The organism is Streptomyces sp. NPDC033845 (genome assembly GCF_055576225.1).
Genome location: NZ_JBVIRI010000007.1, coordinates 167,329 through 180,567, shown reverse-complemented (window position 1 = coordinate 180,567; position 13,239 = coordinate 167,329). Strand labels below are relative to the sequence as shown.

13 protein-coding genes are annotated in these 13,239 nt (G+C 73.6%); 1 reads left to right on the top strand and 12 read right to left on the bottom strand.

Features of this window, described 5'->3' with window-relative positions; all coding sequences use genetic code 11:
• Positions 1 to 8: 8 nt before the first annotated feature.
• The 9 genes from ACZ50K_RS17525 to ACZ50K_RS17485 form a co-directional block, all read right to left on the bottom strand.
• Positions 9 to 1,892, bottom strand: coding sequence for a PucR family transcriptional regulator (locus tag ACZ50K_RS17525; RefSeq protein ID WP_468903591.1), 1,884 nt, complete (start codon positions 1,890 to 1,892; stop codon positions 9 to 11).
• A gap of 116 nt (positions 1,893 to 2,008) precedes the next feature.
• Positions 2,009 to 2,497, bottom strand: coding sequence for a hypothetical protein (locus tag ACZ50K_RS17520; protein WP_468903589.1), 489 nt, complete (start codon positions 2,495 to 2,497; stop codon positions 2,009 to 2,011).
• A 449-nt stretch (positions 2,498 to 2,946) separates the two neighbouring features.
• Positions 2,947 to 3,654, bottom strand: a complete 708-nt coding sequence (locus ACZ50K_RS17515; protein WP_468903587.1) for a ScbR family autoregulator-binding transcription factor — start codon at positions 3,652 to 3,654, stop codon at positions 2,947 to 2,949.
• 407 nt (positions 3,655 to 4,061) lie between these two features.
• A complete protein-coding gene (gene fbaA / locus ACZ50K_RS17510) occupies positions 4,062 to 5,084 on the bottom strand; it encodes a class II fructose-bisphosphate aldolase (protein WP_468903584.1) in 1,023 nt (340 codons plus the stop codon).
• Positions 5,085 to 5,325: 241 nt separating this feature from the next.
• On the bottom strand, positions 5,326 to 5,865 hold the full coding sequence (gene pyrE / locus ACZ50K_RS17505) for an orotate phosphoribosyltransferase (protein WP_468903582.1): 540 nt from the start codon (positions 5,863 to 5,865) through the stop codon (positions 5,326 to 5,328).
• Between the two features lie 28 nt (positions 5,866 to 5,893).
• Entirely contained in the window at positions 5,894 to 6,676 is a 783-nt protein-coding gene (locus ACZ50K_RS17500; RefSeq protein ID WP_468903579.1) for an aldose epimerase family protein, read from the bottom strand.
• Positions 6,677 to 6,714: 38 nt separating this feature from the next.
• Positions 6,715 to 7,518, bottom strand: coding sequence for an SRPBCC domain-containing protein (locus ACZ50K_RS17495; RefSeq protein ID WP_468903577.1), 804 nt, complete (start codon positions 7,516 to 7,518; stop codon positions 6,715 to 6,717).
• 128 nt (positions 7,519 to 7,646) lie between these two features.
• The gene (locus ACZ50K_RS17490) at positions 7,647 to 9,350 is read right to left on the bottom strand and encodes a polyamine aminopropyltransferase (protein WP_468903575.1); all 1,704 of its coding nucleotides are present in this window, start codon (positions 9,348 to 9,350) and stop codon (positions 7,647 to 7,649) included.
• Between the two features lie 191 nt (positions 9,351 to 9,541).
• Entirely contained in the window at positions 9,542 to 10,066 is a 525-nt protein-coding gene (locus ACZ50K_RS17485) for a DUF2617 family protein (RefSeq protein WP_468903573.1), read from the bottom strand.
• 714 nt (positions 10,067 to 10,780) lie between these two features.
• Between ACZ50K_RS17485 and ACZ50K_RS17480 the strand changes: the two genes are divergently transcribed.
• Positions 10,781 to 11,980 (top strand): pyridoxal phosphate-dependent aminotransferase, encoded by a 1,200-nt coding sequence (locus tag ACZ50K_RS17480; protein ID WP_468903571.1) that lies wholly within the window; start codon positions 10,781 to 10,783, stop codon positions 11,978 to 11,980.
• A gap of 73 nt (positions 11,981 to 12,053) precedes the next feature.
• Here the strand turns inward: ACZ50K_RS17480 and ACZ50K_RS17475 are convergent, their stop codons facing one another.
• Genes ACZ50K_RS17475 through ACZ50K_RS17465 form a run of 3 tightly spaced genes read right to left on the bottom strand, consistent with a single transcriptional unit; the run spans position 12,054 to position 13,164 of the window.
• Positions 12,054 to 12,212 (bottom strand): hypothetical protein, encoded by a 159-nt coding sequence (locus tag ACZ50K_RS17475; RefSeq protein WP_468903569.1) that lies wholly within the window; start codon positions 12,210 to 12,212, stop codon positions 12,054 to 12,056.
• Positions 12,205 to 12,690, bottom strand: coding sequence for a prevent-host-death family protein (locus tag ACZ50K_RS17470; protein WP_468903567.1), 486 nt, complete (start codon positions 12,688 to 12,690; stop codon positions 12,205 to 12,207). Before ACZ50K_RS17470 ends, ACZ50K_RS17475 begins: the two co-directional genes overlap by 8 nt.
• Before the next feature lie 57 nt (positions 12,691 to 12,747).
• Positions 12,748 to 13,164, bottom strand: coding sequence for an ATP-binding protein (locus ACZ50K_RS17465; protein ID WP_468903565.1), 417 nt, complete (start codon positions 13,162 to 13,164; stop codon positions 12,748 to 12,750).
• Positions 13,165 to 13,239: the final 75 nt, after the last annotated feature.

The following is a 13,239-nucleotide window of genomic DNA, read 5'->3' as shown; positions in this document are numbered from 1 at the left end:
ACCCCCGTTCAGCGGACCGGCCGGTCCCCGCGGCTCTGCCGGAGCACCTCGCGGGTGCGGTGGAGCCGCAGGGCCATCCGGATCTCCAGGGCGCGGCCGGGCTTCTGCCAGCCGTCGCCGAGCAGGTCGGTGATCCGTTCCAGTCGCCGGGACACCGTGTTGGCGTGGACGTGCAGCGCCTCGGCGGAGTGCATGGGGCTGCCGCCGGCCTGGAAGTAGGCCTCCAGGGTCCGGGCCAGCTCGGTCGCCCGGGTCTCGTCGTAGTCCAGTACGGCCCCGATGGCCGAGCGGATGAAGGCGTCCACGTCGTGGTCGGCGGAGAGCAGCAGCCCGAGGAACCCGAGGTCGCTGAGGGCGGCCGCGCCGCCCGTCCCGTCCAGTGCGGTCACGGCGTCCAGGCAGCGTCCGGCCTCCTCGTACACCCGGGCCACCTCGGCGACCCCGCGGGCCGGGCCGGCGGCTCCGGCGGAGACCGGGTGGCCGAGCAGCGGGGACAGTTCCTCGGAGACCTCGTGGGCGGCCGCCGAGGCGTCCGTGCCGGGCAGCAGCAGGACGATCCGGCCCTGCCGGACGGCCTGGAGGCCGCCGGTGCGGTAGGCGTAGGAGGCGGCCCAGGCCGCCGCCTTGCCCAGTTCGCCGCCTTCCGGGCGGGCCACCACGACCAGGTGCGGGGCGGCCGGGTCGACGCCGAGCCGGCGGATCCGGTCCAGCATGCGCGGGTCGGCGGGCCCGCCGTAGGGGGAGGGCGCCAGGAGTTCCTGGAGGAGTTCCTCGCGGACCGGGCCGCCCTCGGCCGCGGCCGTGCCGCGCTGGACCAGGGTCAGCGAGGCCAGGGACACGGCGGCCATCCGCAGCAGCCGCAGCTCCTCCCCGGTGAGCGGTGCGGCGGCCCGCAGCACCAGCACCCCGAGGTTCTCGGCGCCGGCCGTCAGCGCCGCCACCCAGACGTTCCCGGGCAGTTCCACCGGCCGGGCGCCGGTGTGCGCGCGGAGCGCGGCGGCGGCGACCGCCTGCTCGTCGAGCCCGGGCAGCCCGTCGGGTTCGGTGAGCGGCCGGCCGCCCGGGTCCCTGACCTGCACGATCCCGTCCAGGGCCTCCCCGGCGGCGCGGGCGACGGCCGCGAGCCCGGCTCCGTCGAGGACCAGCCGGGCCATCCGGGCGTGGCAGTCCCACAGGTCGCGGACCCGGGTGAGGGCCCCGGCGGTGGCGGACCCGAGGCGGGCCAGCTCGGCGGCCTCCTCCCGGCCGCGCCGCAGCCGGTCGGTGCGGTCCACGGCGACGGCGGTCAGCTCGGCGAGCGGCAGCAGCGCGGCGAGGTCGTCGGGGCTGAAGCGGCGGGCGGTGCGGACGGCTCCGTAGAGGGTGCCGAGGGCGGTGTCCCCGTGGCGCAGCGGGGCGGCGACCACGGCGTGCGCGGCCTCGGCCCGGAGCACCTGGTCGATCCGGGCGGCCGGCCGCGCGGCCGGTCGGGCGCCCGGCGGGACGGCGGCCGAGGGCGTGCGCGGTGGCGCGGTGCAGGGTTCCGCCGTGTGGTCGGCGGTCCAGACGGGCCCGCCGCGCCGGTGTGCCAGGGCGCCGAGCCCGCCCGCCGGGGCGGGGCCGAGCTCCAGGCCGAGGTGGTGCGGGACGGCCTCGCCGTCGGCGGCGCGGATCCAGCCGCCGCCGTCGGGGCGGTCGCAGACCACCAGCACCAGGTCCAGGCCGAGCAGTCGGCGGATCCGGCGGGCGGTTCCCCGGAGCAGCCGGTCCGGTTCGGGCTCCCAGGGGGTGACCAGGTCGTGGACGGTGTCGACCAGCGCGGCCAGGGTGGCCTCGCGCTCGGCGAGCAGCACCCGGGACAGATCGGGTCCGGGCGGTAAGGGGAGGCCCCCCGGCCCCCTCGACGTACTCATGCGCTCCCGCACCCCGCCCGTTCCATGGTCCCGGCTCCCCCCGGTGCGAACCTAGGGTCCTGTCCTGCCCCGGTCAAGCGATCTTCCGGCCCGCCCGCGGGCCCCCCGGACACCCGTCAGCAGCCGGCCGGTTCGGCGGCTTCGGCCCAGACGGCGCGGGCCACCTGGGCACCGAGCTGGCGCACCGCGTCCAGCGCGGACTGGGTGTCGCAGACCGAATACCAGCGGGGCAGCACCTCGGGCGCCATCCGGCGCATCCCCAGCCTGCGGACGAAGGACTCCAGCCGGCGCTGCCGGTCGTACGGGTCCTCGGCGGGGCAGGTCATCAGCGCGGCCCGCGCCGGCCGGTCCTCGAACACCCCGGCCGGTTTCCCGGCCCAGCAGCCGCGCGGGCCGGCGGACTCCTCGGGCAGCGGCGCCCCCCATACGTAGCCGCCGGCGGTGGCCAGCAGGGCCCACTGGATCTCGCCGGGGTTCTCGGCGCCGATCAGCACACTGCGCACACCGGTTTCGGCCACGCCGTCGCGGACCGCGAAGGCCTGCGGGGAGGCCTGGCCCTGGGGGCCCCGGTGCACCACCGCGATCAGAGGCGTCTTTCTAGCCATTCGTCCCATCCCTCGCCCCGGCGGACGGGGCCATGGACCCCCCACCCCGAGTCGCCCGCGACGCTTGCCATACCGCACGCCCCTCATCTCGCCTAGAAAAGTATCCGCCGAACTGGCTTGTCCGCCAGGACTGTTGTGACGGACACCTCCGTCGGGCCGGGGCCGCGGGTCAGGCCGCCCCGGCCCTCCCGTCCGCGGTCCGGCGGACGGGCCGGGGGCCGGCCGGATGCCCGTCGAAGGCCGGCCCCCTCCACGGCCTCGGCGCGCCTCGCAGGCGCCGGGCCGCGGCATGGATCCCCCCGAGCTCATCCACGTCCTCGACCCTCCCCGGAACATGACGGAACACCACGGCCGGAGCGCCACGCCCCCCTGCCCAAAAAATAATACCGCTATCTTTTTTCAAGGAACATACCCAAGGACCCCCAAGTCACAGCCGTCACACGGCGGTCTCACACCGGGGGGACGGGCCCGCCCAGACCCCGGCGGGCACAGGCACAGGGACCGCTCCGCTCCCGGCCGTGCAGGGCGCGGGCCCCCCGGCCCGGCTCGGTGTCCAGCCGGATCGCCACGGCAGGCACCACCAGGCTGGGCAGCAGACCCGTGTAGAGCGCCGACACCTCCCGGTCGAGGTCGAGCCCGAGCACCTGCGACATGGCGTTGAGTCCGGCGAAGGCGCCGACGATCAGCCGGGCCGGGGCCGCCGGGTCCACATGCGCGAGCAGCTCCCCGCGGATCCTGGCCTCCGCCATCAGTCCGGCGTGCAGGTCGATCCAGCCCTGGTACGGCGCCGCCCGGTCCGGGCCGCGGCCGGTGTGCTCCAGGGTGAGCCGGGCGCTGCCGCGGATCAGGACGTCGTGCCGGAGCCGGTGCGCGAAGATCATGCCGATGTCCACGAACTCCTGGACCCGGAACTCCTGGGGCAGGTAGACGGGCGCCATGGTCACCTGCGCCTCGATCACGGCCTGCGCCAGGTCCTCCTTGGAGTCGAAGTGGAAGTACAGCGCGCCCTTGGTGACCTTCGCCAGCCGGACGATGTCCGAGAGCTTCGCCGCCTCGTAGCCGTAGTCCTCGAAGACCACCGCCGCCGCCTCCAGGATCGCCTGCCGGGTGCGTACGGCACGGTCCTGCTTGGCCTGTGGTCGTTCCGTTGTCGTCATCTGCCGCCAAGTCCCTCTCGAAGCCCCGGTCGCATACCCGCGGGTACGATTTCACACCCGCGCGGCGGCGCCGGACCCGGGGCCGCTCGTCGGAACCCCGCGCACTCGGGGGTGGGTGGCCCGGTCACACCCGGACGGGAAACGTACCCACGGGTACGCCGTGGCAGTCGTCGCCGAGCGGGTACGGCGCGATCCTGGGGGTCGGCCCGGGGCAACCGGGCCCAAAACGGCTGCGCGCAGGGCGGGTTCCGGCCCCGGGCGGCGGCGGGCGGCCCGGATCCGCGTGGTTCCGGACCCGCAAGTATGTTTCACTACGGAAAGGGCCCTGCCCCGCCCGTCGGGGGACAGGCGGGCCAGGGCCCTCTCTCATGACCGCGGCAGCCGGCCGAAGTCCGGCCGGAGCGGGACTACTTCAGCTTGGTGCCGGTGGAACGCAGGTTGGCGCAGGCCTCGGTGACCCGGTGGGCCATGCCCGCCTCGGCCAGCTTGCCCCAGGTGCGCGGGTCGTAGGTGGACTTCTTGCCGACCTCGCCGTCGACCTTCAGGACACCGTCGTAGTTGCGGAACATGTGGTCCGCGACCGGCCGGGTGAAGGCGTACTGGGTGTCGGTGTCGAGGTTCATCTTCACGACGCCGTTCTCCAGCGCGGTGGCGATCTCCTGCTCGGTGGAGCCGGAACCGCCGTGGAAGACGAAGTCGAACGGGGAGGACTTGCCGTACTTCTCGCCCACGCCCTGCTGGAGGTCCTTCAGCAGCTCGGGACGGAGCACCACGTTGCCGGGCTTGTAGACGCCGTGCACGTTGCCGAAGGAGGCGGCGAGCAGGTAGCGGCCCTTCTCGCCCAGGCCCAGGGCCTCGGCGGTGCGGATCGCGTCGTCCACGGTGGTGTACAGCTCGTCGTTGATCTCGTGGGTGACGCCGTCCTCCTCGCCACCGGTCGGGGTGATCTCGACCTCAAGGATGATCTTGGCGGCGGCGGCCTTGGCGAGCAGCTCCTGGCCGATGGCCAGGTTGTCCGCGAGGGTCTCGGCGGAACCGTCCCACATGTGGGACTGGAACAGCGGGTTCAGACCACGGGCCACGCGCTCGGCGGAGACCTCCAGCAGCGGACGGACGTAGCCGTCCAGCTTGTCCTTCGGGCAGTGGTCCGTGTGCAGCGCGACGGTGATGTCGTACTTGGCGGCCACGATGTGCGCGAACTCCGCCAGGGCGACCGCGCCGGTGACCATGTCCTTGTTGTACTGGCCACCCAGGAACTCCGCACCACCGGTGGAGATCTGGATGATGCCGTCGCTCTCGGCCTCCGCGAAGCCGCGCAGTGCAGCGTGCAGGGTCTGGGTCGAGGTCACATTGATGGCCGGGTAGGCGAACTTGCCTGCCTTCGCCCGGTCGAGCATCTCGTTGTAGACCTCGGGGGTTGCGATGGGCATCTGTCCGCTCCTTGGATGTGCGGGGAGTGTGCTGATTACTGGCCCTGACCTGGGGGCGACGTCATCGTCGGGCCCATCTTTCCAGACTCCGGCGCACACTCCACCCCACGGCGACGGAGCGTTTCACGTGAAACGCTCCGGAAACTCGCCACCCCCTGACAAAACACCAGGTCACGGCAGGTTCCGGGGATGCCGGGGACCTAAGTCACCAGTTCTCCGGCACCCCGGGGGCCCAGCGAGGTCAGGACAGACCGAGGTCTTCCAGCCGGTAACCGGTGAGGTACTCCAGTCCCGCCTCGGCGATGGCACCGGCCGCACCCCGGTCCACGATGGTGGCCACGGCCACGACCTCGCCGCCGGCCTCGCGGACCGCCTCGACGGCGGTCAGCGGGGATCCGCCGGTGGTGGAGGTGTCCTCCACCACCAGGCAGCGGCGGCCCTTCACGTCGGTGCCCTCGATCCGGCGCTGCATCCCGTGCGCCTTCTGCGCCTTGCGGACCACGAAGGCGTCCAGCCGGGAGCCGCGGGCGGCGGAGGCGTGCAGCATGGAGGTCGCCACCGGGTCGGCGCCCAGGGTCAGACCGCCGACGCAGTCGAAGTCCAGGTCCCGGGTCAGGTCCAGCATGACCTGGCCGACCAGCGGGGCGGCCTCACCGTCGAGGGTGATCCGGCGGAGGTCGATGTAGTAGTCGGCCTCACGACCCGACGAGAGAATCACCTTGCCGTGGACCACGGCCTTGTCCTTGATCTGCTGCAGCAGCTCACCACGCACGTCACTCATACCGCCAGCTTAGGGGGTGTCCCCGCGCTCAGAGGCGGCGCCAGGTCCAGGTGGTCGCGGTCTCCAGCGGGTCGACCGGGGTGACCAGCCGGGGCAGGGTGTTCAGTCCGTTCGGCGGGCCGGTCTGGGGTTCCACACACACCGCCTCGGCCTGCTCGTCGTAGACCACCACCCATTCGGAGCGGCTGGTGATCCTCAGCTCCAGGGCCCCGGGCCAGGTGAGGGTGACGTCCACCCCGTAGGGCATGCCGAAGCAGTCGTCCCAGGGGCCGGGCAGCGGGTCGATCCGGCGGCCGGTCGGCAGGTGGTCCGCCCCGCGCTCCTCCTGCCAGGCCGGCTCGAAGGACACCTGGACATCCTCGCCGTGCCCGAGGTTGCGGCGGAACCAGGGGTGCCAGCCGGCCTGGGCCGGGAAGGAGTCCCCGTACGTCTCGATGCCCAGGCCCAGGGTGAGCGCGTCGGCGGTGAGCTCCACGGTCTGGGTGACCCGGCCGGAGTAGGGCCACGGCTCGGCCAGGTCGTAGACGAAGGAGGCCGTGTCCCCGGTGCTGCGGGCGGTCTTCCAGACCGCCTCGCGGCCGAAGCCGTGGATGGCGTGCGGCGGGGAGTTGACCGGCATCTGGTGCCGGATCCCGCCGTTGCGGAACTGCCCCAGCTCGATCCGGCCGCACCAGGGGACCATCGGGAAGCAGCCGTAGTGCTCGCCCTGGCGCAGCAGCTCCGTGCCGTCGACGCGCAGGCTGTCGATCCGGCAGCCGTTCTCCCGGTCGACGGTCACCTCGGCGCCGCCGGCGCTCAGTTGCGTAGTCATGATCCGAGGGTAGGGGTTTCCCGCCCGCTACCCGCCCGCTATCGGCGGCGGCGGAGCGCGCGGCCGACGACCACGGCCCCGGCCACGGCCAGTGCGGCCGCCGGGGCCAGCCAGCGCAGCCCGGCGCCGGCGCCGCCGGCCTCCGGGGCGGGCACCGGAGCGTAGCGGCCGCGCGGGGGCGCGTGGTCCACCTCCTCGGCGCTGCGCCCGATCATCGTGCGGCGGGCGTGCGCGGCCTCGGCGGGCGGCCGGGCCGGCTCGCCGAACTCGCTGCTGAACTCGTCCTCCAGGAAGGGGTCCAGGGAGGGGTCCAGGGAGGGCGGCGGCACCTCGGCGCCGAACACCGTCCCGGCGGCCTCCGGCCCGTCCTCGATGTGCGGGGGCAAGGTCCCGGACGCCGGTTCGCCCGGGGTGGCGGCGGCGCCGGTGAGCTGGGCGGCGGTCCGGTCCAGCAGACGGCGGACGGCGGTGGCGGTGGCCTCCGGGGCGAAGCCGGCGGCCCGGCCGTCGGCGGTGGCCCCGGCGGTGAACCCGATCAGGGTGCCGCCCTCGGCCGGTTCCAGCCGGAGGGCGAGGGTGAACTTCACCGTGCCGCTGCCGCGGACCTCGGTGCCCTCGCCGGCCACCCCGAAGGAGTCGGGGCCGGCCTCGCTGACGACCAGCGCGCCCCGGTAGGTCACGGTGTGGCCGCCGACCCGCAGTTTGAGCCGCCCGGCGAGCGGCCCGGACGCCTCGTCGGCGTCCTGCTGGAGTCCGGGTACGCAGCGGGCGACCCGCGCGGGGTCGCGCAGCACGCTGCGGAGGTCGTCTGCCGGTACCGGAACGAACACCTGATGCTCCATGGGGCCGAGCCTAGCGGGGCGCGGCCCGCTTGTACCCCGTCCGCGCGGCCCGGCCGCCCGGGCCCGTCCGCCCGGCCCGTCCCGGTGGGCCGGCCCGGTGGCCCGTCCCGGTGGGCCGTCCCGTCGGGTCAGGAGGCGGAACCGTAGCGGGGGTGCGGGAGGGTGGAGGGCGGCAGGCCGGGGATCCGCAGCCGTTCGGTGGCGCGGGCGGCGGCCCTCAGCCCGCTGGTGTCGAGGTGCCGGGACCCGGATTCCGGTACGACCCGCAGCTCCGGGACCGCTCCGGCGGCGGCCAGGACGAACCCCCAGTCGTAGGGGGAGGCGGCCGTCCCGCGGACGCTGCCGGGGGTGCGGTCCGGCCCGGCCGCGAACCCGGAGAGCCGGCCGCCGGCCGCGTAGGGGGCGGTGCGCAGGCCCGCGGCGCGCAGGGTGGACTCCACGGTCCAGTAGGTGCGGGCCCGGGTGGAGAGGGCTCCCGCGTGCACGGCGATCCGGCCGCCGGGCCGCAGGGCCCGCGCGGCCAGTCCGTAGAACTCCTGGGAGTACAGCTTGGTGCTGGGGGTGATGCCGGGGTCAGGGAGGTCCGAGACGATCACGTCGAAGCGCCGGGCGCCGGCCGGTTCGCGGAGCCAGTCGAAGGCGTCGGCAGTGACCACGGTGACCCTGGGGTCGGCCAGGGCGTGCTGGTTGAGGGCGGACAGCATGGGGTCGGTGCGGGCCAGTTCGACGACCCCGGGGTCGAGTTCGACCACGGTCACCGACTGCACGTCCGGATGGCGCAGCACCTCCCGGGCGGCCAGCCCGTCCCCGCCGCCGAGGACCAGGACCCGCGCGTGCGGGCCGGACATCGCAGGCTGCACCAGGGCCTCGTGGTAGCGGTACTCGTCGTAGCCGCTGACCCGCAGCCGTCCGTCGAGGTAGAGGTCGAGGGAGCGGGGGGAGCCGGCGGCCGGCCCGGTGACCACCAGTTCCTGCACCCCGGTCTGCACCGCGACCCGGACCTCCCCGCCGTACACGGCGTTCCGGGCGAGGCGTTCGAAGTCCTCGGCGAGGAGGGCGGCGCCGGCCAGCACGGCCAGCACGGTGAGGTTGGCGGCCAGCAGGGTCCAGCGGGCCCGCCGGGTGAGGTCGCAGCGGAACAGGCCGAGCACCAGGGCCCCGCCGGCCACCGTGTTGACCATGCCGGTGAGCATGGCTCCGGTGAGCTGGCCGAGCAGCGGCAGCAGCAGGAAGGGGAAGGCGAGTCCGCCGACCAGCGCGCCGACGTAGTCGGCGGCGAAGAGGTCGGCGACGGCCCCGCCGGCGTCCTGTCTGCGGATCCGCTGGATGAGGGTCATCAGCAGGGGGATCTCGGCGCCGATGAGGATGCCGATGACCAGCGAGAACGCCACCAGGGCGGGCCGGGACTCGCCCAGCCAGGCGAATCCGGCGTAGAGGGCGGTGGCGGAGAGCCCGCCGACCAGCGCCAGGGCGGCCTCGACGGCGCCGAATCCGGCCGCGGGTGCGCCGCGCAGCCGTTTGGCGAGCAGCGAGCCGACCCCCATGGCGAACACCATGACGGAGAGCACCACGGAGGCCTGGGTGACCGAGTCACCGATCAGGTACGAGGCGAGGGCGAGGAGCTCCAGCTCGTATACGAGGCCGCAGGCGGCGCAGACGAACACGGTGGCCAGCACGAGCAGTCGGCCGGTCCGGGGCCGCACGGGCAGGGCGGGCGGCTCGGACGGGTCCGTCGGGTCCGTCCGGTCCGCCGGGTCCGGCTGGGCCGGCTGGGCCGCCTGCGGCTCCGGTGCCGCCGGGAGCACCCCGCCGGGGGCGGATCGGTCGATCATGAAGCGAACCGTACGTCACTGCCCGGCTCCATCCGGTCACCCACATGGGTGCAACTGGGGCACCCGTTGGGGCAGTTGGCGTAATGCTGCAGAAACGATCGCGCTAACCGGAGCGCATGGGTCCGCCCCGCACCACCGAGTGCCCCCGGGCATCCGGGAGCACCCCCGGCGCACCCCGGGCGCACCCGGGGTCAGTGGCCCGCGGCGGCCGTCATCCGCACGCCCACCCGGGTCCGGGTGGCCACCAGCTGCCCCTCCTGCGGATAGGCGTGCCAGGTCCGCCAGCGGACCTGGCCCTCGTGGCGCTGGGCGAGCATCGCGGTGAAGGCGTGCGGGCTGCCGGGAAAGGTGCCCGCCAACCCGTTCGGGTGATCGGCCACCAGCGCGAGCAGTTCCTGGGCCCGTCCGGCGAAGGAGCCCCGGGACAGGTTCTCGACCCGGGCGGCGAACTCGTACTCCCAGTCGCCGAGCCGCTTGGCGACGCCGAGCGGCAGCGGGGTGCTGCTGCCCGGGATACAGGCGACCGTCTCGGAGCAGAACACCTCCCCCTCCTCCAACAGGACCTGGTGGGAGGCCCCGAGCAGGCGCAACTCCACTTTTGCACCCGCCAGTTCGAGATTGAGTACGGCCAGGGCGGGCAGCGGTTCACGGCCCAGCGCCCAGGCGAGATCGGCGGCACGCGTGTCGGTGTAGGTGGTCTGGAGGGTCGTGAGCATGAGTCGGCTCCGCAAACGCGCGAGGGAGAGGGGCCGGCGCCCGCCCCGGCCGGAAACACGTGGGTGGGGGGTGCGGGTCGACGGCTCGGGTCCACAGGAAGTCCCGGGAGGCCCGGGGACTGGTCTACTCAACCGAGGGAATCATGAAGGGCACGGCACTCACAGCGTTTTTACCCAACTTGACGGGGTTTACATCCCTCCGGGGGCTACCCAGTTCACGTGTTCAACAAAAAGGTCCAACAAAACGACGCCTGCCGGAAGTTGCCCCCCACCAGGCGTCATATGCCCCACCGGTCACCGATCGGGGCGTCCGTCAGCTCCCGCCCCCGCAGCCTCCCCCGCCCCCTCCCCCGCCCCCGCAGGAGGACGAACCGCCCCCGCACGAGGAGGAAGAGGAACCGCAGCCGCCGCCCGAGCCCGAATCTCCGCCGCCCAGCCACCAGCCCGTGCTGGCGGTGCCGCTGCTGCCGGCCGTTCCCCGGCGCACCCAGGGACGCGACCGCCGCAGACTCGCGACGACGGCCAGCGCGATCGCGCCGATCACCAACAGGATGAATCCGATCACCACCAGAGCCGAGACCATGGTCATCGCCCCCCTCGTCCCACCCCGGTCCCCCGGGGGTGCGGGAATCCCCTTGTCCCGCGTGCATCGGGGATTCCCGCACGCCCACCGGCCCAAAGCACACTTGAGCAAGTCCAGAGGTTGACCTCAGGATGGCGGGCATGAGCACCTCTCCGGGCGGCAGCCGCCCCCTCCTCAACCGCCGCCTGGCCGCCTTCGGCACCACGATCTTCGCGGAGATGTCCGCGCTGGCGAACCGGACCGGTTCGATCAACCTGGGACAGGGCTTCCCCGACACCGACGGCCCCGCCGAGATCGCCGAGGCCGCCGTCCGCGCCATCCGCTCCGGCCTCGGCAACCAGTACCCGCCCGGCCCCGGGGTCCCCGAGCTCCGTACCGCGATCGCCGCCCACCAGCAGCGGTTCTACGGCCTGTCCCACGACCCGGACACCGAGGTGCTGGTCACCGCCGGGGCCACCGAGGCCATCGCCGCCTCCCTGCTCGCCCTGCTGGAACCCGGCGACGAGGTCATCGCCCTCGAACCGTTCTACGACTCCTACGCGGCCTGCATCGCGATGGCCGGCGCCACCCGGGTCCCGGTCACCCTGCGCCCCTCCGCCGACGGGCTGTTCGCCCTCGACCTGGACGAGCTCCGCGCCGCGGTCACCGGCCGCACCCGGCTGCTGCTGCTCAACACCCCGCACAACCCCACCGGCACGGTGCTCTCCGCCGGGGAGCTCGCCGCCATCGCCGCCCTGGCCGTGGAGCGCGACCTGCTGGTGGTCACCGACGAGGTGTACGAGCACCTGGTCTTCGAGGGCTCCCACACCCCACTGGCCGGGTTCCCCGGGATGCGCGAACGGACCGTCACCATCTCCTCCGCCGGCAAGAGCTTCTCCTTCACCGGCTGGAAGGTCGGCTGGCTGACCGGCACCCCGGAACTGGTCTCGGCGGTCCGCTCGGCCAAACAGTTCCTGACGTACGTCTCCTCGGGCCCCTTCCAGTACGCCGTCGCCGAGGCACTGGCCCTCCCGGACTCCTACTACGAGGAGTTCCGCGCCGACCTGGCCGCCAAGCGGGACCTGCTCACGGCCGGCCTGCGCGCGGCCGGCTTCGAGGTCTACCGCCCGCAGGGCACCTACTTCATCACCACCGACATCTCCCCGCTCGGCGAGAAGGACGCCCTCGCCTTCTGCCGCGCCCTCCCCGAACGCGCCGGCGTGGTCGCCATCCCCAACTCGGTCTTCTACGACGACCAGCAGGCGGGCCGCACCCAGGTCCGCTGGGCCTTCTGCAAGCGGACGGACGTCCTGGAGGAAGCCGTCTCCCGCCTGGCCCGGCTGACCGCCTGACCCGCGCCGGACGGCCGTGCGGGTACCGGGCCCGGCCTTTCGGCCGGAGCCCGTGCCGCACGGGAATCACGAGCTACTCGGTGTCCTTGGGGTGCCGCGTGGATGCGTAGACCAAGACGACGGTCGACGTCTCGGGGCTGACCAGGTAGCGCACGCGGCCGCCGCTGGTCACCTCGAACTCCCGTTGCTCCAGCGCCGAGCCCTTCCACCACCCTTCTTCGGGCTCACCCACCCACCTCGACCGGCCCCAGGTCATCCCCGTCAAGCGGACGCAGAGCCTCGCCGAGTTGCTCGGGATCGGCGTTGATACGAGCCGTCGCCTTCCAGGAGACGAGCGCACGATGCACGGCCTCCCGGGCACCCAGCTCCGCCGCATCCGAAAGCGCCTCCAGAAGCTCCACGGTGAACGCGCGCACCTCTTCGGCGTCCAGATGCCGCACCCACGGGAAGACCTCCGGCAGCGCCAGCAGCAGCGACCGGGCTCCGTCGTCCTGCTTCATGAGCGCCAGGAAGAGCCGGGACGCCGTCGTGAGGTTCTCCTCGGTCCGCTCGGCGTGCACGGCAGTCGTCAGCACCATGTCGGGCGCGTCCCGATGCGTGACACGAAGGGCCCCCAGGGCAGCCGCCCTGACGGCGACGGCCTTCGGGTTTCTCGACAGGTCCGTGAACGTGACCGACTCGGGCTCGGCTCCCAGGTATGCGAGGCTCATACTCAGACTGTACTCTGATTGCAATCTGAGTGCCAGCTTCGCCCCATACGACGGGGATCAGGCCGGGTCAGATGCCGGGGCCCGCTTGGGGAGGTCGGCCCAGACCGTCTTGCCCACGACGCGGTCGCGGACGCCCCAGGCCGTGGCGAGGGCGTCGACCAGGCGCATTCCGTAGCCGCCCTCGCCCGGCGCGGTGGCCGCCGGGACCACGGCGGGGCGCCGGGACCTGCGGGCGTCCGAGACCTCCACCCGCAGCACCGGCCCGGCGTCCACCAGCCGCAGTTCGAAACGCCGGCCGGCCACCCGCCCGTGCCGGACCGCGTTGGAGGCGAGTTCGGCGACGACCAGGGCCACGTCCTCTGACTCGTCCCCGCCCGGCGGAAATCCCCAGCCGGCCAATTCCAGGACGGCCAGATGACGGGCCAGACGCGCTCCCCGCGTGCTCGGACTGAATTGCCGGGACCAGGAGTTCATGGGCTGCACGGCATCCCTTTCCACCGGAGGTGATTTCACTTTCCGTCACCAGACGACCACGCCGCCGCCTAGGCT

Bases quoted from the DNA above. Each gene is read 5' to 3' on its own strand.
- ACZ50K_RS17525 (WP_468903591.1), bottom strand. From the start codon at position 1,892: ATGAGTACGTCGAGGGGGCCGGGGGGCCTCCCCTTACCGCCCGGACCC.
- ACZ50K_RS17520 (WP_468903589.1), bottom strand. From the start codon at position 2,497: ATGGCTAGAAAGACGCCTCTGATCGCGGTGGTGCACCGGGGCCCCCAG.
- ACZ50K_RS17515 (WP_468903587.1), bottom strand. From the start codon at position 3,654: ATGACGACAACGGAACGACCACAGGCCAAGCAGGACCGTGCCGTACGC.
- fbaA (WP_468903584.1), bottom strand. From the start codon at position 5,084: ATGCCCATCGCAACCCCCGAGGTCTACAACGAGATGCTCGACCGGGCG.
- pyrE (WP_468903582.1), bottom strand. From the start codon at position 5,865: ATGAGTGACGTGCGTGGTGAGCTGCTGCAGCAGATCAAGGACAAGGCC.
- ACZ50K_RS17500 (WP_468903579.1), bottom strand. From the start codon at position 6,676: ATGACTACGCAACTGAGCGCCGGCGGCGCCGAGGTGACCGTCGACCGG.
- ACZ50K_RS17495 (WP_468903577.1), bottom strand. From the start codon at position 7,518: ATGGAGCATCAGGTGTTCGTTCCGGTACCGGCAGACGACCTCCGCAGC.
- ACZ50K_RS17490 (WP_468903575.1), bottom strand. From the start codon at position 9,350: ATGATCGACCGATCCGCCCCCGGCGGGGTGCTCCCGGCGGCACCGGAG.
- ACZ50K_RS17485 (WP_468903573.1), bottom strand. From the start codon at position 10,066: ATGCTCACGACCCTCCAGACCACCTACACCGACACGCGTGCCGCCGAT.
- ACZ50K_RS17480 (WP_468903571.1), top strand. From the start codon at position 10,781: ATGGCGGGCATGAGCACCTCTCCGGGCGGCAGCCGCCCCCTCCTCAAC.
- ACZ50K_RS17470 (WP_468903567.1), bottom strand. From the start codon at position 12,690: ATGAGCCTCGCATACCTGGGAGCCGAGCCCGAGTCGGTCACGTTCACG.
- ACZ50K_RS17465 (WP_468903565.1), bottom strand. From the start codon at position 13,164: ATGAACTCCTGGTCCCGGCAATTCAGTCCGAGCACGCGGGGAGCGCGT.